Source organism: Paraburkholderia sp. RL17-347-BIC-D (assembly GCF_046027915.1).
Lineage (GTDB): Bacteria > Pseudomonadota > Gammaproteobacteria > Burkholderiales > Burkholderiaceae > Paraburkholderia.
Genome location: NZ_JARESS010000028.1, coordinates 14,695 through 32,597, shown reverse-complemented (window position 1 = coordinate 32,597; position 17,903 = coordinate 14,695). Strand labels below are relative to the sequence as shown.

The window sequence follows — 17,903 nt, the reverse complement described above, 5'->3', positions numbered from 1 at the left end:
TTTACTCCCCCTTTCTGGTTGTTTCGTTCACAGCGTGCACCGCTTCGCGCTGGCTTGCCACCAGCGCGGCCAGCGTGCTGATCGAGCGGAAGTGTTCGCGCGTGCGCTCGTCGTTCGCTGCGATGGTCAGTTGGTATTGTTTGCGCAGCACGATGCCGATTTCGAGCGCATCGATCGAATCGAGACCGATACCGTCGGTATCGAACAACGGTGCATCGTCGTCGATATCGGCCGGGCTCAGGTCTTCCAGATCGAGAGCTTCGATCAGGAGCTGTTTAATTTCCAGTTTTAAAGAATCCATAATCGAACAGGTGCTGAGTAATGTGTGCTTCGACGGCGCTCGTCACGCTGCGCGCCGCGAGAGCCGGTGGAGTGTCATGGGCCGCGAGCTGGTCGACGCCGAGCGGTTCGAGCACGTTCACGCGCATTCTGAACGCGCGCGCCGGCACGTCGTACCAGCGCATCTGCTTGGTGAATGCGGGCGGATCGCAATCCATCAGCACTGGGACGATCGGCGCGCCGACCTTCAGCGCCATGTGCGCGAAACCGCGCGAAAACGCATGCAGCCGGTTCGGCGCCGGGCTGCGCGTGCCTTCCGGAAAAATAATCATGGTATAGCCTGCCGCCAGTTGCTTCGCGCCGGCCTCGACGAGTTCCGCGGGATCGGCATTGCTGACGTACTCGGCCGAGCGCACGATGCCCCAGAAACACGGGTTGCCCCAGTGCGCGTTTTTCACCACGCAGCAGGCATGCGGCGTGAGCGACAGTAGCACCATCACGTCGAGATAGGTCGGGTGATTCGCGACTACGATCGCCGGGCCGCCCGCGCGCAACGCCTGCACGCCCGAGACTTCCAGTTCCATCACGCCGATGCGTTGCAATACCGCGACCAGCGCGCGGAAAAACCAGTGGATCACGCTCGTCACGGCAAATTGGCGCGACGCGCGGTGCGGCCACACCCATGCGAGCGGAAAAACCACCACCGAGAACAGCACGCCGCACACGCCGAAGACCACGAAGGCCATGCCGGTCGCGCAGAATCGCCAGAAATAATCAAGCCGCGCGGTCATGCCAACTCCAATGCCAGGTGGCGCCGGTGTTTTGCCAGGCGGTGGGCAGGCCGGTTTCCAGGCAGTGCTGCAGCGCCTGGCTCTGGGTCGCGAAGAGGGTTTCCGAGGTGGCGCTTGCGCTCGCTTCGTGCGTCGGCTCGGATTCCGGCTGGTCCGTGCGCGATACCGTGCACACCAGCTCGCCCGTCGCCGTTTCGCTATCGAGCAGGATCGCGATCGCGCCGCCCTGTACTTCGTCTTCGATCGTGCCGTACGCCGGGTCGGCCGGTTCATCGGCGTACACCAGCAGCAGCGGCGAATCCGGCTGCGTGGCGTATTGCGCGTGCGCTTCCAGCAGCGCGTAACCGAGCGTTTCCGCGCCGGCCGAGATCGCGCTCGCCGCGGAGCGGTCGCTGCGGGCAATGCCGAATATGCCGGTCATGGCGTTGAGCACCGACAGGCTGAACGCGGTCGGCGACACCGGCTCGCCCGCGCTGATGGCGCGCAGAATGTCCGTCGTGCGCCGCAATTCCCCGTGGCGCGAGGCGAACACGACCCGCGCCGCGTCCTTGGCGACACAATCGTGCGCAACTTTCAGCGCCACTCTCGACAGAGTGCTCAGACGACGCCGCACGATCGGCTCGATGAAGCCGATATCGGGTGCGGCAGATGCGGCAGCAGGCCAGCTAGACCAGCGAGCGACCGGAATGGTCCAGTGCAGATCGGGCATATCGGTGTTCGCGCGTAGAAGCGAGGAGAGGCTGAAGCGCCTGACGGAATACGGCACCGTCACAGCGTGCACGCGCCGCGCGGACCGGCAATCTCCAGCCGGGGTCAATCCAATCTTCTTATATAGGGTTCAGCGAATTAACGGCACTTGGCCCCGATTATTTAGGCGCCTTTGTCAATTAGTCTGAAGGATTGTCTCCGGCTCCCTATGGTCGGCGGAATCATACTGAATATTCTGGGATAAATCAGCCACAAAAGACGTATCCATCTGTATCCGTATCTCACATGCGACGCCCGGCTGAATAGCGATGGCATGGACCTCCGGCACCATTTTCCGCATTGCGAACGGAGCCTCTGCCCATCAGCAGCGCGGCTTGCCGCCGATCTGCCAAAGAAATATTTCGCCGAAATGCGTCAATACTTTCAATTTACTTTCTTAAAAAGTGTTTCAGATTGGAAGCAGCTTGCGTCGTTAGCCGGCCTCGTCCTGAAATGCGCATCGCATGGCCGGTTCGAGTGCGCCGTTTCTGAGATGCAAATTGCCGTGGCACGGATGCCGAAATCCGGTATCGGGCGCGGAGCTTCGCGTTTTCTCCGGCGCTGAAAACCGAACGGCCCGGCAGGGTGAACTGTCGAGCCGTTTGTTTGCTACCGATGCCACGATTTGGACGCGCACCGCCAGCCAGGTACTATTTACTGAACGACTTTCGTATCGGACGCCGGCACCGGTGCCGCGGCGGGCGCTGTACCGGTCGCCACCATTTCGTTCGATGCCCCGCCGCTCTGGCCGACCGGAATCTTCACCGTATGAACCACGCCGTTGCCAAGCGGGAAATCAGCCAGCGCGCTACGCGCCAGATACGGCATGGCCCGAACCAGCGACGACTCGCCGCCCGTATTGCGCGCCGTCACGTTGTAGACCTCCTTGCCGCTCGCCCGCTCGGTAATCCGCACGCCCAGCAGGTGCGTGAAGATCGGATAGCTCTGGTTCACGTAGGTGGTCGAATACCCGCCCCATGGGCCCCACGGATCGAACGGCCGGCCCCAACCCCAGTACGGCGCCGGCCACGGGTTGTAATACACCGGCTCCGAGACCGTCACCATGTCCGAACGAATTCCATACGAGAGCCCGACCAGATAGCGCGCCTGCGCGGCGTCGACCTGGCGGAACGAATGCGTGGCGAGTTCGTTCGCGACAAAGCGCTCGTAGGTGCTGAGTTCGAGATTATTCTGCTGGTCCGCCGCTCGCGTGAACGCATAGGTTCGGGTGGCGTCGTTACCGCTCCAGTCGGAGAAGGCCGTGACCTGGGTGGTCACGTAGGTCGTGCAGCCGGAAAGCAGCATCGTCAGCGCGGCTATCAGCAGCGTGGCGCGGCGGGTCCATCGATCGATTTTCATGGTCTACCTCGTGAAGCTTTTGAATTGCCTCTGTATTCTCCGCCAAACCCGGCCTCGTCGACGCACAGGCTTTCCCGCACGCGGGCGCCCGATAATACGCTGACCAGGCGACTCGGTAAAAAGTTCGCTCCGCACAATTCTCCGAGGCTTTGTACAATGGCTCGACATGCCCGGCCCGCACGCCAGAAGCGCGCTCGCCGACTCGAGTTCCAACACTACAGAACGCCATGGCCGATACCGCAACGCCCAATGTGATCCGCCGCGCCGACTACGCGCCGCCCGCCTTCCTGATCGACACCGTCGCACTGGAGTTCGATCTCGTCCCCGAACGCACGGTTGTCCGGAACACGATGCGCGTGCGCCGCAATCCGGAGGCATCGCGCGCCTTGCATCTGGAATTGATGGGCGAACAACTGGAGTTCGTCAGCGCCGAGATCGACGGCCAGCCGTTCGCCAACGCCCACGCGCACGAACACGGCCTGCTGCTCGACAACGTGCCGGACCAGTTCGAACTCACGCTCACGAGCCTCTGCAATCCGGCTGAGAACACCACGCTGTCGGGCCTTTATGTATCGGGCGGCAACTTCTTCACGCAGTGCGAGGCCGAGGGCTTTCGCCGCATTACTTATTTCCTCGATCGTCCAGACGTGATGGCGACCTTCACGGTCACGTTGCGCGCCAGCAAGGCCGACTACCCGGTGTTGCTGTCGAACGGCAACCTGCTCGAAGAAGGCGATTTGCCGGACGGCCGCCACTTCGCGCGCTGGGAGGATCCGTTCAGAAAGCCGAGCTATCTGTTCGCGCTGGTCGCCGGCAAGCTGGTCGCCCTGGAAGAGCGCGTGAAGAGCGGCTCGGGCAAGGAAAAGCTGCTGCAGGTGTGGGTCGAACCGCACGACCTCGACAAGACCCGTCATGCGATGGATTCGCTGATCCATTCGATTCGCTGGGACGAGGAACGCTTCGGGCTCGAACTCGATCTGGACCGCTTCATGATCGTCGCGGTGAGCGACTTCAACATGGGCGCGATGGAGAACAAGGGGCTCAACATCTTCAACACGAAGTACGTGCTGGCGAACCCCGAAACGGCCACCGACACCGACTTCGCGAACATCGAGGCCGTGGTCGGCCACGAGTATTTCCACAACTGGACCGGCAACCGCGTGACCTGCCGCGACTGGTTCCAGCTGAGCCTGAAAGAAGGCCTGACGGTGTTCCGCGATCAGGAGTTCTCGGCCGACATGGCGGGCGGCGCAACGGACGAAGCCGCGCGCGCCACCAAGCGCATCGAGGACGTGCGCGTGCTGCGCCAGATGCAGTTCGCCGAAGACGCGGGTCCGATGGCGCATCCGGTGCGCCCGGAAAGCTACGTCGAGATCAACAACTTCTACACGATGACCGTCTACGAGAAAGGCTCGGAAGTCGTGCGGATGTATCAGACGCTGTTCGGCCGCGACGGTTTCCGCAAGGGCATGGACCTGTACTTCAAGCGTCATGACGGCCAGGCCGTGACCTGCGACGATTTCCGGCACGCGCTCGCCGACGCGAACGGCCGCGATCTCACGCAGTTCGAGCGCTGGTATAGCCAGGCCGGCACGCCGCGCGTGTCCGTGCGCACCCACTACGACGCCGCGCAGCAACGCTACAGCGTGACGCTCACGCAAGGCTACGGCGAAGGCGCGCCGGCCGCGCGCGAAACGCAAAAAGGTCCGCTGCTGATTCCGTTCGCGATCGGTCTGATCGGCAAGGACGGCAAGGATCTGCCGCTGCAATTGCAGGGCGAGAACACGGCCTCGGCCTTCACCACGCGCGTGCTCGAATTCACGCACACGGACCAGACCTTTACGTTCGTCAACGTGGCGCAGGAGCCGCTGCCTTCGCTGCTGCGCAATTTCTCGGCGCCGGTGATTGTCGAATACGACTACTCGGCGGAACAGCTGGCGTTCCTGCTCGCCCACGACAGCGATCCGTTCAACCGCTGGGAAGCCGGCCAACGGCTCGCCACGCGCGAGCTGCTCACGCTCGCCGGACGCGCCGCCACCGGCGTGCCGCTGCAACTCGACGACTCCGTGGTCGCCGCGTTCGCACGCGTGCTGACCGACGAAACCCTCTCGCCTTCGTTCCGCGAACTCGCGTTGATGCTGCCTTCGGAAGCGTATCTGGCCGAGCAGATGGCCGAATCGAATCCGGCGGCCGTGCATGCCGCGCGGCAGTTCGTGCGCAAGCGTCTCGCCAATGCGCTCAAGGGCGACTGGCTCAAGGTGTACGAGCAGCACCGCACGCCGGGCGCGTACGAGGCCACGCCGGAAGCGTCCGGTCATCGCGCGCTGAAGAACCTCGCGCTGTCGTACCTCGCGGAACTGGACGATCCGGCCGAGGCCGTGCGTCTCGCGTCCGCGCAATACGATGCGGCGAACAACATGACCGACCGCTCGGCGGCGCTCTCCGCGCTGCTTAATGCGTCGGCGGCCAATGGCGGCAGCGCCGAAGCGCAGCAGGCGCTGGACGATTTCTACCGGCGCTTCGAAAAGGAGCCGCTCGTCATCGACAAGTGGTTCGCCTTGCAGGCCACGCAGCGTGGCAGCGCGCAACGTCCGGTGATCGACATCGTGCGCAAGCTGATGGCGCATCCGGCTTTCAACCTGAAGAACCCGAACCGCGCGCGCTCGCTGATTTTCAGCTTCTGCGCGGCGAATCCGGCGCAGTTCCATGCCGAAGACGGCTCGGGCTACGCGTTCTGGGCCGATCAGGTGATCGCGCTCGACGCCATCAATCCGCAAGTGGCCGCTCGCCTCGCCCGCTCGCTGGAATTGTGGCGCCGCTTTACGCCGACACTGCGCGACGGCATGCGCGCGGCGCTGGAGAAAGTGGCGTCCCAGGTGAAATCGCGCGACGTGCGCGAGATCGTAGAGAAAGCGTTGGCGTGATGCTCGCCTGAGCGCCTTTGTCGCATCGAAAAGCCGGCGCGTGTTGCCGGCTTTTTTTCGCCCCCGCGTTCGCCGGCGCGACCGCGCGCGGCAATCACGTTAGCCATCTGGACAACTGTTCGACTCGCGTCGGCGGGGTGAAAGCAAACGCATTCACTTAACGGTTTACGTTTAACGCGATGCGTTATGTGATCCCATGATCACGACATTCGGCGACAAAGCTACGGCGAGATCTTTCAGGGCAAGTTCGTGTACTCATTGCCGCTTCACATGCAGGCGCTCGCGCGCCGCAAGCTGTTTGTGATCGACGCCGCGGAGTCCATCCGCGACCTGCATGCGCCGCCCGGCAACCGGCTGGAAGCGCTGCAAGGCCAGCGCAGCGGGCAATGGAGTATTCGGATCAATGCGCAATGGCGCATCTGTTTTCATTTCGTCGACGGGGAGGCGCTGAATGTCGAAATTGTCGACTGTCACTGACTATTGGGAGACCGGCATGGTCATCAAACGCTCCGATCTGGGCAGCATCGATTTCTCGGACATCGACACGGGCGACAGCATCCCGGAAATCCATCCGGGCGAGATTCTGCGCAGCGAGTTTCTCCAACCGCTCGGCATGTCCGTCAACGCGCTCGCGCTTGCGCTGCGCGTACCGGCTCCGCGCATCAACGACGTGGTGCGCGGCAAGCGCGCCGTCTCGGCCGACACCGCGCTGCGGCTCGAGCGCTACTTCGGCGCGAGCGCGCAGTTCTGGCTCAACCTGCAAATCGCCTACGACCTGCGCGTCGCCACCGTGGCCGCCGGAGAACAGATCGAACGCGAGATCGAACCCATGCCGAAGGCGGACCGCCCGAAAATGCCGAAGGTTTCGACCGAACACGCCCGTGCCGCAGCGCTCGCGGCGAGCGTGAGCGGCAAGCTCACGGCCGGCAAGGCGCGCCGCAAAGCCTGAATTTCAGCCGCACCGGTGTGCCCGGCGGCGTCGCCCTACACGGTTCTCGCGCAAAAGCACGGAAGCGACACAACGAACGGTTAAAATCGGAATATTCCTCAAGCCTTCCCGGAGTACAGCATGGCTTTGCAACGTCGTACCACTCTCACGAAGTACCTGATCGAGCAGCAGCGCGAAACCAACAACCTGCCGGCCGATCTGCGCCTTTTGATCGAAGTCGTTGCGCGTGCGTGCAAAGCGATCAGCTACCACGTCAGCAAGGGCGCGCTGGGCGATGCGCTCGGCACGGCGGGCAGCGAGAACGTTCAAGGCGAAGTGCAGAAGAAGCTCGACATCCTGTCGAACGAAATCCTGCTCGAAGCGAATGAATGGGGCGGCAACCTCGCCGGCATGGCGTCCGAGGAAATGGAACAGTTCTTCCCGATCCCGGCGAACTATCCGAAGGGCGAATACCTGCTCGTGTTCGATCCGCTCGACGGCTCGTCGAACATCGACGTCAATGTGTCGATCGGCACGATCTTCTCAGTGCTGCGCTGCCCGGACGGCCAGCAGCCCACCGAACAGTCGTTCCTGCAACCGGGTACGCAGCAGGTCGCCGCGGGCTACGCGGTGTACGGTCCGCAAACGGTGCTGGTGCTGACTACCGGCAACGGCGTGAACTGCTTCACGCTCGACCGCGAACTCGGCTCGTGGGTGCTCACGCAAAGCGACATGCGCATTCCGGTCGAAACGCGTGAATACGCGATCAACGCTTCGAACGAGCGTCACTGGTATCCGCCGGTCCAGCAGTACATCGGCGAGTTGAAGGCTGGCACGGACGGTTCACGCCAGGCCGACTTCAACATGCGCTGGATCGCGTCGATGGTGGCGGACGTGCACCGTATCCTGAATCGCGGCGGCATCTTCATGTATCCGGCCGACAAGCGCACGCCGGACAAGCCGGGCAAGCTGCGCCTGATGTACGAAGCGAATCCGATGGCGTTCATCGTCGAGCAGGCGGGCGGCGCCGCGACCAACGGCGAGAAGCGCATTCTGGACATCCAGCCGAAAAGCCTGCACGAGCGCGTGGCGGTGTTCCTCGGCTCGAAGAACGAGGTGGACCGCGTGACCCGCTACCATCTCGAAACAAAAAAGTGAGTTCAGGGGCTTGCCAAGCCGATAAAGAAGTCCCTATAATCTCGTTTCTCCTGATGCCGGAATAGCTCAGACGGTAGAGCAGCGCATTCGTAATGCGAAGGTCGGGGGTTCGATTCCTCTTTCCGGCACCACAAGATTCAAGCAAAAAGCCCAGTCCTCGCGACTGGGCTTTTTGTTTTTCTGCGTGTGCTTTTCCGATTCTGCTCGTGTCGCGGATCACCCACGAAAATCCAGCCGATCGAATTGCGCTGTCACGCCGAGGTTGCGTGCCACAACGGAATCTTCCGCTCGCGCCGGCTCTGCCTGCTGAGTGCCGTAGGCCGCGACCGCTTCCTGCGGCGCCGAAGAGAACCACAAAATCCGGCCGTCACACTCGATTCCGACCTGACGACCTTTCCAGTACACAGCGTTTTCCATGGCGAACTCTCTGAAGGGCGAAGACTGCCATCTTCCGCGCCGGCCGTGGCGCGTCCGTTATCCACCGCACTCTGGGCGCGGATAGTCGCTTCAATGATAGGCGGCGATTGCTGGATTGACTCAGTGCGCGCGCCACCGTCAATGGCATCATCGCAACTTCATCGTCGGGCATGTTCCGTGCAACCTCACCAGCGTTCGCCCGATCCGCCGGGCCGCGCTTATCCATTATTCATCGATATGGACGCCATCCGCAGCAAGCCTCGCTCGACACCGCCCTCTCCCGACGCCCCCGCATTCACCGGCTTCGTGCGCGTGCGCGGTGCTCGCGAACACAATCTGAAAAACGTCGACGTGCAGATTCCGCGTGATGCTCTGGTCGTCTTCACCGGCGTGTCCGGCTCGGGCAAATCGTCGCTGGCATTCGGCACCTTGTACGCCGAGGCACAGCGGCGCTATTTCGAATCGGTCGCGCCGTATGCCCGACGCCTGATCGAGCAGGTCGGCGTGCCCGAGGTCGACGCCATCGAAGGCCTGCCGCCCGCGGTCGCCTTGCAGCAGCAGCGCGGCACGCCGAGCGCGCGCTCGTCGGTGGGCAGCGTGACCACGCTGTCGAGCCTCGTGCGCATGCTGTATTCGCGCACCGGCGACTATCCGCCGAAGCAACCCATGCTGTTCGCCGAAGATTTCTCGCCGAACACCGTGCAAGGCGCCTGCCCGACTTGCCACGGACTCGGCCGCGTGTACGAGGTCAACGAAAAATCGATGGTGCCCGACGACTCGCTGACCATTCGCGAGCGCGCGATCGCCGCATGGCCGCCCGCCTGGCACGGACAGAATCTGCGCGACATTCTGGTGACGCTCGGCTACGACGTCGATAAGCCGTGGCGCGACTTGCCGAAGAAAGACCGCGACTGGATTCTCTTCACCGACGAACAGCCGACCGCGCCCGTCTACGCCGGCCTCACGCCTAAGGAAACCCGCGCCGCGCTCAAGCGCCGCGACGAGCCGAGCTATCAGGGCACCTTCACCGGCGCGCGCCGCTACGTGTTGCACACGTTCGCGAACACTCAAAGCGCGTTGATGAAAAAACGCGTGTCGCAATTCATGGTCGGTAGCGTCTGTCCGACGTGTCATGGCAAGCGGCTCAAGAAAGAAGCGCTGTCGGTGAAATTCGCCGGACTCGATATCGGCGAGTTTGCCCAGTTGCCGCTCGCCAGGCTTGCCGAGATGCTCGAACCGATCGCGCGCGGCGAATGGCCTCAAGCCGATGCAACACACCCGGGCCAAACCGCCGCCAAAAGCAGTGTGCTCAGCAAAAGCGCCATGCGCGATGCCGTCGACAAACGGATCGCCGCAGGCGGCTCGGCGCACAAAGCGTCGCCCGATGTGCGGCGCACGCCCAACCTCTCCGAGGAGAAACGCGTCGCCGCGCAACGCATATCAGCCGAACTGCTCGAACGCCTGAGGACGTTGGTCGATCTGGGACTGGGTTATCTCGCACTCGAGCGCAGCACGCCCACGCTGTCATCCGGCGAATTGCAGCGCTTGCGGCTCGCCACGCAGTTGTCGTCGCAGTTGTTCGGCGTCGTGTATGTGCTCGACGAGCCATCGGCCGGCCTGCATCCCGCCGACGGCGAAGCGCTCTTCAGCGCGCTGCAGGGGTTGAAGGCGGCGGGCAATTCGCTGTTCGTCGTCGAACACGATTTGCAGATGATGCGGCGCGCCGACTGGCTCGTCGACGTCGGTCCCGCGGCCGGCGAAGCAGGCGGCCATGTGGTCTATAGCGGGCCGCCCGCCGGACTCGCGAAGGTCGAAGCGTCGCAAACGCGCCGGCATCTGTTCGCGCCGCCAGAGCGTGTCGAGCGCGCGTCGCGTGAACCTGCTGGCTGGCTGCGGCTCGCGGGCATCACCCGCAATAATCTGCGCGGACTGGACGCCGAGTTTCCGCTCGGCTGCCTGACTGCGGTCACGGGCGTGTCGGGCTCGGGCAAGTCGAGCCTCGTGAGCCAGGCGTTGCCGGAACTGGTCGCAAGCCATCTTGGCCGCGTCTTCGACAATCCGGACGACGACGAACAAGACCCGTTGCTCGCCGCCGCAACCGCGCCGACCGGCGGCCACATCGTCGAGGGCATGGGCGCGCTGCGGCGACTCGTACGCGTCGATCAGAAACCGATCGGCCGCACCCCGCGTTCCAACCTCGCTACCTACACGGGCCTCTTCGACCACGTGCGCAAGCTGTTCGCCGACACGCCGCTCGCCCGCAAGCGCCGCTACAGCGCAGGCCGCTTCTCGTTCAACGTGGCGCAAGGCCGTTGCCCGACTTGCGAAGGCGAAGGCTTCGTCAGCGTCGAACTGTTGTTTCTACCAAGCGTCTATGCGCCCTGCTCGACCTGTCACGGCACGCGCTACAACACGCAGACACTGGAAGTCACATGGCGCGATAAAAACATCGCCGAGGTGCTCGGCCTGACCGTCGACGCCGCCTGCGATTTCTTCGCCGACGAGCCCAGCGTGATGCGCGCGCTGAAAGTGTTGCGCGACATCGGCCTCGGCTATCTGCGGCTCGGTCAGCCCGCCACCGAATTGTCCGGCGGCGAAGCCCAACGCATCAAACTCGCCACCGAATTGCAACGCGCGCAACGCGGCGACACGCTCTATATCCTCGACGAGCCGACCACCGGTCTGCATCCCGCCGACGTCGACCGCCTCATGGTGCAACTCCAGGGACTCGTGGATGCCGGCAATACCGTGGTGGTGGTCGAACACGACATGCGGGTGGCGGCGCAAAGCGACTGGGTCATCGACGTCGGACCGGGCGCCGGCGACGCCGGCGGCAAGATCGTGGCGAACGGCACACCGGCCGAGATCGTGCGCGTGAAGGAAAGCCGCACCGCAGAGTATCTGCAGCAACAACTCGCAGCGTGAAGGCGAAATAAGCGTGCGCGCTAGCGAGCGCCGCGCTTCTCCTTCAGGAAATCGATCAGCGCGCGCAGTTTGAGCGGCATCTGCGCGCGGCTCGCCGTGTAGAGATAGAAACCGGGGAAGCTCGGACACCATGCGTCGAGCACGCGCACTAGGCGGCCATCGTCGAGTTGCTCGCGTACGTAGTCCTCGATGACGTGCAGCAGACCCACGCCCTGCTCGGCCGCTTGCACCATCGTGCGCAGGTCATTGGTGACGAGCGCGCCGCGCGTCTCGACTTCGAACACGCGCGCCGGATCATCGGGCGGCGCGAACTCCCATCGATAGATGCCGCCGCTCGACGCAAAACGGTAGCGCAGGCAGTCATGCGCGGCGAGATCGGCTGGCGTCGCGGGCGGTGCATAGCGCTCGAAATAGGCCGGCGAGCCCGCCACCGCAATGCGAATCTCGCCGCTCAACGGCACCGCCACCATGTCCTGCGCGACCCGTTCGCCAAGCCGGATGCCCGCATCGAAGCCTTCGCCGACGACATCGGCCATGCCGTCGTCCAGCGTCATGTCGAGACGGATCTGCGGATAGCGGCGCGTGAATTCCGCGAGATGCGGCAGCACCAGCAGTTCGCTCGCGACCCGCGGCAAATTGATGCGCAAATTGCCGGCGGGCTGGTCGCGGGTTTCGTCGAGCGCTTCGAAGGCGGCCTCGAGTTCGCCCAGCGCCGGTCGCACGCGACCAAGAAACTGCGCGCCGGCTTCGGTCAGCGCCACGCGCCGGGTCGTCCGGTTGAACAGACGCACATTCAATTGCGTTTCGAGCGAGCGGATGCTTTGCGACAGCACCGACGCCGTCACGCCGGTCTCGGCGGCCGCGTGCGTGAAGCTGCCGTGACGCGCCACGCTCACGAACGCCATCAACGCCGGCAATTGCGCAGGATCCATCGTCGCCTCCATTGTTAAGCCGAACTTCACAATCCTTGCAGACAAGCGGCATTTTTCCACGAAAAGAATCGGCGCACGATAGGCCATGGATTCAATTTTTCCTACGACACCGCTCAAGGAGACTGACATGACGATGAATCGCTATACCCTGCTCGGCCGCTCAGGCTTGCGCGTCAGCCCGATCGCGCTCGGCACGATGACTTTCGGCACCGAATGGGGCTGGGGTGCCGAGGAAAAGTCCGCGCAACGGCTGTTCGATCTGTACGTGGATGCCGGCGGCAATTTCATCGACACCGCGGACCTCTACACGGAAGGCACGAGCGAGAAATGGCTGGGCAAGTTCGTCGCGGCGCGCGGCCTGCGCGAGCGGCTCGTGATCGCGACCAAGTACGGCTACAACGCCGAGACCGGCAACCCGAACGCGGGCGGCAACCATCGCAAGAACCTGCTGCGCGCGCTGGACGGCTCGCTCAAGCGGCTCGGCACGGACTACATCGACTTGTACTACCTCCACACGTGGGATCGCATCACGCCGGTGGACGAAGTCATGCGCGCAATGGACGACGCCGTGCGCGCCGGCAAGATCCGTTATGTCGGCTTGTCGGACACGCCCGCCTGGTTCGCCGGACGCGCGCAAACGCTCGCCGACTGGCGCGGCTTCGAACCGGTCGCGGCCATGCAGCTCGAATACTCGATGATCGAACGCAATGCCGAAAATGAGTTCGCCGATCTCGCCGCCAATCTCGGCATGGGGCTCGTGCCGTGGAGTCCGCTCGGCATGGGCGTGCTGTCCGGCAAGTACCGGCCTTCGCAAAGCGGCGCGACAGGCGGTTTTTCCGGCGACGGCCGTCTCGCCAGCATGGCCAGCGCGCCGCCGCCGGGATTTGACAAACTGACCGAACGCAACTTTCGCATCGTGGCGGAACTGGAGTCCATCGCCAATCTCGCCGGCCGGCCGATGGCGCAAGTCGCGCTGAACTGGCTGCATCAGAAGCGCGGCGTGTCCAGCATCATCGTCGGCGCGACGCGGCCGGAGCAGTTGCAGGAGTCGCTCGGCTCGCTCGACTTCACGCTGGCGCCGGAACTGATCGCGCGGCTCGACGCCGTGTCGGAACCGGCCCGTCCATTCCCGTACTACATGTTTGCGGACGGTCATCAAGCGCGGATTCACGGACAGGTCGAAGTGACTGATAAACCGGCTGCTTACTCCGCGTCGGTGAAAATCCCGGTGCCGACAGCGTAGAAATAGCGTCTGACGAATGCCCAGCGTTCGCTGCCGAACGTTAGGTTTTCTTATTCAGGCAAAAAATCTTAAAAAATGTTTTTAGCCGTCAACGAAATTCGAGAATGGTTCGTTTACAAAAGATTAGGGGGCCGAATGGCGCGTACTGAACGAAACGGTAATTAACGAACGTTCGGCCACTTAAGAAGAAAATCCTGCCGATGCGGCAGTGCACAAAAATCCACGGCAATTGGATTCATATCGGCCAATATGAATGTGGAGTGCGCAAAAGCGAGGGCGGGTTGCTGAACAGCCCGTGGGACAAAGATAGGAAGGGAATAGCGGGAAGTATCGGACTGACTGGGACCGGTGAAAGCGAAATCAGCGCATTAGCAGTCAACCGATAAATTCTATTCAAACATTCCGTTCCATTGTCGGGCTGTGCCGTTAAAGCAACACACAACATGTGGCCCGCATCAGGCGCTGGTGCAAAACGGGGACCGAGGCCGATAATCGGTTTGTAAAGGAGAAAGATCATGGATGCCAAACCACCGAAAGTTCCGACCCCGGATAAAGTTTTTTGCCCGGATCCGGAACCCGCTGGCGTCGAGTTTTTGGGTGCAGAACTGCCGGAGCACGTTCGCGCCTTTTTCGACGAACAACGCAAGTCGTGCGACTCGAAGTAACGGGGCAGTGGCGCGATGCAGCATCGACGTCCGCGCGTCCGGCGCGCGGCGGTTGTATGCACACGTCTGACCGCTCGTGTTCGGCTCGATTCGTGACGCGGGGTGAGTCCGTCTGATTCGGACGACGCCTGGCCGTGCGGCCCGGCGTGTGTTTTTGCTCGCCTATTCAAGCGTCCTTCCGAAGATTTCCGCCGGAACGCAGACGCACGTTCGGCGCATCGTCTATTCTTCTGGTTTTTCCCCTGCGGCCGCTCGGCCACTGTCATCTTCCATGAACCGTTCGTACCGCTTCGGCGCGTCATGCGCGCTCGCGCTTTTGGCTGCTCTTGCATTGGCGCCCGCTCCCGCCATCGCGGATGGTGACGATACCGCGCTCACCAATCTGATCGCGCTGGCCTCCCAACGCCTCGCGCTCGCGGAACCCGTGGCGCGCTGGAAATGGGTCAATCACCAGGACATTACCGACACGCCGCGCGAGAACGCCCTCCTCGCCGATGTCGAAAAGCGCGCCGTCGCCGCAAACGTCGACCCGGCGTTCGCCCGTGCTTTCTTTCAGGATCAGATCGACGCCAGCAAGGAGGTGCAAAACGCGCTGTTCGCCACATGGCGCGGCGGCCAGGCGCCGCAAGGACCCGCTCCCGATCTGGCGACCAGCACGAGACCGCAGTTGGACCGACTGACGCAATCGCTCGTGGCCGGCCTTGCACGCGTGCAGCCGTTGCGTGCGGCGCAGGATTGTCCGTCGCGCGTCGCGCAATCGCTGGCTAACTGGAAATCGCTGACTCGCTACGACTCGGCTCATTCAATTGCGTTGACTCGCGCGCTTGGGCACGTGTGCGAAACGGGCGGTGTGGGCGCGACGGGTTAGTTCGGAGTGGGGTAAAGCGCACGGTTTCAGGCTGGGATTATTGGCCGCGGTGTTGGCGCGCGCGCTTGAATCCGCTTTGAACGGAAAGCCATCGGTTGAACATCAAACCGCTGAAAACGAAGCCGCTGAAAGCCGAGCCGACGAACGCCGTCAGGCAAGACTCGCCAGCGCCGTTCCGCTCGACACGCTCAAGGGCATCACACGCAAACCGCGGGCAAGATGGCTCTGCAAGATGCGATACGTCGACAGCTCGAACGATCCCGCTGCGCTCGACGCATGCAACTCCGCCGCCTGCGCGAGCGACGCCGCATGGCCCACGTAACACCAACGGTCGACGACATGAAACGCACGCGCCTGCGACGCCTCCTCACGTTCCTCGAACACGATCGGCCCCTCGAACGGCCAGGGCGCGTCCGCCGGATCGCTCTTGGCGACACGCGGTAGCCGGTTATGGCCGGGCCGCAACGTCGCGATCCACTGCGCCTCCGCGAGCATGGCGCCCAATTCGCCGCCGGTTGCGCGCCACTCGACGCGCCGCACCTGCTGCGCAAGCCGGATATCCTTGGACGAGCGCCGCTCGCCGGTCAAATGTGAACGCAGCCGCTGGCGCACGCGCACGCTTCGCCCGACATACAGCGGCAAATCCTCTTCTCCATAGAACGCGTAGATGCCGCAACCCGCCGGCGCCGTGTCGAGCAGATCTTCCGTGATGTCGCCCGCGAGCCGGTAGCGCCGCGTAGTGCGCTCGATCTGCGTGCGCAATACGTCGAGCGGCACGAGGCCGTGCAGACGCTGCCAGAACTGCCAGATCAGATCGGCGTCGGCGAGCGCGCGGTGGCGATCGGACGGCACGAGCGCATGACGCTCGACCAAAGCATCGAGGCCGTGACGCTTTTCCGCCGGAAACAGCGCGCGCGACAGGCGCACGGTGCACAGTACGTCCGGATCGAACGCCAGCCCCACCCGGCGAAACTCGCCGCGCAGAAAACCGCGATCGAAACTGGCGTTATGCGCGACGAACAGTTTGCCGTTCAGACGCTCGAAGAGAGCCGGCGCGATCGCGTCGAAGGTCGGCGCGCCCCGCACCATTGCATTCGTGATGCCGGTGAGCTGCTGGATGAATGAGGGAATCGGCTGCTGAGGGTCGACCAGACTGCTCCAGCGCGACACGCCGGCAGGCCCTATTTCGACCACACCGACTTCGGTGATGCGATGCTCGGCAGTCGAGCCGCCAGTGGTTTCAAGGTCGACGAAGACGATCGGACCATCCAGGGCCGGTTCCGGCAAAAACTGTTCAGACATGGAAAAGGAGACTTTGGACGCGTGGCTTTGCGGCAAGTATGCACCAGTTGGCGGCCGAGTACCCGGATAGCATCGCATTACGTCAACTGACTTCAGGCGCAATGTTCCTGTTTTGGCGTGAGCGGCAAGCCTCCCGCAAAGCAGAAATCATTATGTTTTCACGGCGGACACCGGGAAATGACAGAGAAGCCATTCGGGAGATTTTGGCCGGCCGTTCAAAACATTCCGAACCAGATGGTTAAAAGCGATTGCGCGGCCAACAACAATTCGACATAAAAAAGCCCTCGCGTTTTGCAAAGGCTTTCGTTCGTTCGACCGCCCGGCCAAGCGGCGGGTCACGTTGACAGGCTTACAGCGGCTGGATATTCGCCGCCTGCTTGCCCTTCGGGCCGGCCTTGACGTCGAACGAGACGCGCTGGTTTTCCTTCAGCGACTTGAACCCTTCCGCGCGAATCTCCGAAAAGTGCGCGAAGAGATCTTCGCCGCCCGAATCCGACGTGATGAAGCCAAAGCCCTTAGCATCGTTGAACCATTTGACGATACCAGTTTCCATTTTCCAGTTTCCCTCGAGGATTTATCAATATCGGGCATTGCCCTCAAGCCGAATATCACGGCCGCGCCACGCAATCAAATCTGGCGGTCAAAATTCAGCATTGCCGTTATACGGGGAATGAAGAATTGTCGTCAAGCGAATTCTGGATATGCGCTTATCACGCTATGCGATAAGCCTGCGCTTATTGGTTTAAAAATCCCGAGCGCATAGATTCACTGCGATCCGAATAATCAGACCAAGTCAATATTACCCACCTGACTACGGAAATGCGCAAGAGCGGGAATATTTTCAGCACATTGCCGAAAATATGTAACAAAAGATGTTTTCCGTAAGTGTTTGTCCGACTTGCTGCACCGCGTTCACGGCAGGATGATCGAATTTAGTAGTGGTAGCAACGCGCATTAGGGAGATTGCCATGCTGTTCAACCAAATCAGCCGCCTCTTTATCTGGCTGACCCACTCGCACGCAAACACGGCTTCCGAACAATCCGCACCGGTCGCGGACACGCCGTCTATCTTCGAAATCGATCCCATGTGGCACGGAGATCATTGGCAGAACCTGCTGTCGTCCCCCATGGATGCGCGGCGCTACGTGATGGAAGACTGGAGCGTCCCGGTAGCGGACGACCGGAACGAAGTGGACGGCGCAGCGCCTGCCCACTGACCGCGTCGTCAATCGGCGGAACACAGGCGAAAAAAAAGCGCGACTGGGAAGTCGCGCCGACAAAGGTTTGGAGATCTTTTTCGTCAACGAAAAAGTCCGCTTCGGAAAGCAGAAATTTCAGTATACCGGCTCGACTCCATTTCTATTA

General features: G+C 62.5%; 17 protein-coding genes, 1 tRNA gene and 1 pseudogene. 11 read left to right on the top strand and 8 right to left on the bottom strand.

Annotated features, from left to right (window positions below; translation table 11 throughout):
- Position 1: 1 nt before the first annotated feature.
- The 3 genes from P0D96_RS30345 to P0D96_RS30335 are packed head-to-tail and all read right to left on the bottom strand — an operon-like array spanning position 2 to position 1,779.
- Positions 2 to 301 (bottom strand): phosphopantetheine-binding protein, encoded by a 300-nt coding sequence (locus P0D96_RS30345; RefSeq protein ID WP_106283313.1) that lies wholly within the window; start codon positions 299 to 301, stop codon positions 2 to 4.
- On the bottom strand, positions 276 to 1,070 hold the full coding sequence (locus tag P0D96_RS30340; RefSeq protein WP_342960349.1) for a lysophospholipid acyltransferase family protein: 795 nt from the start codon (positions 1,068 to 1,070) through the stop codon (positions 276 to 278). The genes P0D96_RS30345 and P0D96_RS30340 overlap by 26 nt, the downstream gene beginning before the upstream one ends.
- Positions 1,054 to 1,779, bottom strand: coding sequence for a beta-ketoacyl synthase chain length factor (locus P0D96_RS30335; RefSeq protein ID WP_408317113.1), 726 nt, complete (start codon positions 1,777 to 1,779; stop codon positions 1,054 to 1,056). The genes P0D96_RS30340 and P0D96_RS30335 overlap by 17 nt, the downstream gene beginning before the upstream one ends.
- A gap of 312 nt (positions 1,780 to 2,091) precedes the next feature.
- Here P0D96_RS30335 and P0D96_RS30330 point away from each other — a divergent pair, with 312 nt between their 5' ends.
- A complete protein-coding gene (locus P0D96_RS30330; RefSeq protein ID WP_408180560.1) occupies positions 2,092 to 2,382 on the top strand; it encodes a hypothetical protein in 291 nt (96 codons plus the stop codon).
- An 89-nt stretch (positions 2,383 to 2,471) separates the two neighbouring features.
- Here the strand turns inward: P0D96_RS30330 and P0D96_RS30325 are convergent, their stop codons facing one another.
- Positions 2,472 to 3,176 carry a DUF4136 domain-containing protein gene (locus P0D96_RS30325; RefSeq protein WP_408317110.1) on the bottom strand — a complete coding sequence of 235 codons (705 nt, stop codon included), beginning with the start codon at positions 3,174 to 3,176 and terminating at the stop codon, positions 2,472 to 2,474.
- Positions 3,177 to 3,403: 227 nt separating this feature from the next.
- Here P0D96_RS30325 and pepN point away from each other — a divergent pair, with 227 nt between their 5' ends.
- The 5 genes and pseudogenes from pepN (at position 3,404) to P0D96_RS30300 (ending at position 8,317) form a co-directional block, all read left to right on the top strand.
- A complete protein-coding gene (gene pepN / locus P0D96_RS30320) occupies positions 3,404 to 6,100 on the top strand; it encodes an aminopeptidase N (protein ID WP_132373459.1) in 2,697 nt (898 codons plus the stop codon).
- A gap of 196 nt (positions 6,101 to 6,296) precedes the next feature.
- Positions 6,297 to 6,577 (top strand): annotated as a pseudogene (locus P0D96_RS30315) (type II toxin-antitoxin system RelE/ParE family toxin).
- 16 nt (positions 6,578 to 6,593) lie between these two features.
- Positions 6,594 to 7,049: a HigA family addiction module antitoxin gene (locus P0D96_RS30310; RefSeq protein ID WP_408286901.1), complete on the top strand. Its 456-nt coding sequence runs from the start codon at positions 6,594 to 6,596 to the stop codon at positions 7,047 to 7,049.
- Positions 7,050 to 7,169: 120 nt separating this feature from the next.
- On the top strand, positions 7,170 to 8,186 hold the full coding sequence (locus tag P0D96_RS30305; RefSeq protein WP_132373456.1) for a class 1 fructose-bisphosphatase: 1,017 nt from the start codon (positions 7,170 to 7,172) through the stop codon (positions 8,184 to 8,186).
- A gap of 55 nt (positions 8,187 to 8,241) precedes the next feature.
- Positions 8,242 to 8,317: transfer RNA gene (locus P0D96_RS30300), tRNA-Thr, on the top strand.
- 85 nt (positions 8,318 to 8,402) lie between these two features.
- Here P0D96_RS30300 and P0D96_RS30295 read toward each other — a convergent pair.
- On the bottom strand, positions 8,403 to 8,603 hold the full coding sequence (locus P0D96_RS30295; protein WP_132373455.1) for a hypothetical protein: 201 nt from the start codon (positions 8,601 to 8,603) through the stop codon (positions 8,403 to 8,405).
- 237 nt (positions 8,604 to 8,840) lie between these two features.
- On the opposite strand from P0D96_RS30295, the gene P0D96_RS30290 reads away from it, so the two are divergent.
- Positions 8,841 to 11,528: an excinuclease ABC subunit UvrA gene (locus P0D96_RS30290; RefSeq protein ID WP_408317180.1), complete on the top strand. Its 2,688-nt coding sequence runs from the start codon at positions 8,841 to 8,843 to the stop codon at positions 11,526 to 11,528.
- Between the two features lie 20 nt (positions 11,529 to 11,548).
- Here P0D96_RS30290 and P0D96_RS30285 read toward each other — a convergent pair whose 3' ends face one another.
- Complete coding sequence (locus tag P0D96_RS30285; RefSeq protein WP_408317108.1) at positions 11,549 to 12,460, bottom strand: LysR family transcriptional regulator; 912 nt, start codon at positions 12,458 to 12,460, stop codon at positions 11,549 to 11,551.
- Positions 12,461 to 12,587: 127 nt separating this feature from the next.
- Between P0D96_RS30285 and P0D96_RS30280 the strand changes: the two genes are divergently transcribed.
- The 3 genes from P0D96_RS30280 (at position 12,588) to P0D96_RS30270 (ending at position 15,236) form a co-directional block, all read left to right on the top strand.
- Positions 12,588 to 13,703, top strand: a complete 1,116-nt coding sequence (locus P0D96_RS30280) for an aldo/keto reductase (RefSeq protein ID WP_408317106.1) — start codon at positions 12,588 to 12,590, stop codon at positions 13,701 to 13,703.
- A gap of 515 nt (positions 13,704 to 14,218) precedes the next feature.
- Positions 14,219 to 14,368, top strand: a complete 150-nt coding sequence (locus tag P0D96_RS30275; RefSeq protein ID WP_007180815.1) for a hypothetical protein — start codon at positions 14,219 to 14,221, stop codon at positions 14,366 to 14,368.
- Positions 14,369 to 14,639: 271 nt separating this feature from the next.
- Entirely contained in the window at positions 14,640 to 15,236 is a 597-nt protein-coding gene (locus P0D96_RS30270) for a chorismate mutase (protein ID WP_408317104.1), read from the top strand.
- A 150-nt stretch (positions 15,237 to 15,386) separates the two neighbouring features.
- On the opposite strand, the gene P0D96_RS30265 is transcribed toward P0D96_RS30270, so the two are convergent.
- Both P0D96_RS30265 and P0D96_RS30260 read right to left on the bottom strand, forming a co-directional pair.
- Complete coding sequence (locus P0D96_RS30265; protein ID WP_408317102.1) at positions 15,387 to 16,538, bottom strand: exonuclease domain-containing protein; 1,152 nt, start codon at positions 16,536 to 16,538, stop codon at positions 15,387 to 15,389.
- Between the two features lie 349 nt (positions 16,539 to 16,887).
- Positions 16,888 to 17,091 (bottom strand): cold-shock protein, encoded by a 204-nt coding sequence (locus tag P0D96_RS30260; RefSeq protein WP_064268598.1) that lies wholly within the window; start codon positions 17,089 to 17,091, stop codon positions 16,888 to 16,890.
- A gap of 415 nt (positions 17,092 to 17,506) precedes the next feature.
- On the opposite strand from P0D96_RS30260, the gene P0D96_RS30255 reads away from it, so the two are divergent.
- Positions 17,507 to 17,755, top strand: coding sequence for a hypothetical protein (locus tag P0D96_RS30255; RefSeq protein ID WP_408286875.1), 249 nt, complete (start codon positions 17,507 to 17,509; stop codon positions 17,753 to 17,755).
- The last annotated feature ends 148 nt before the right edge of the window (positions 17,756 to 17,903 follow it).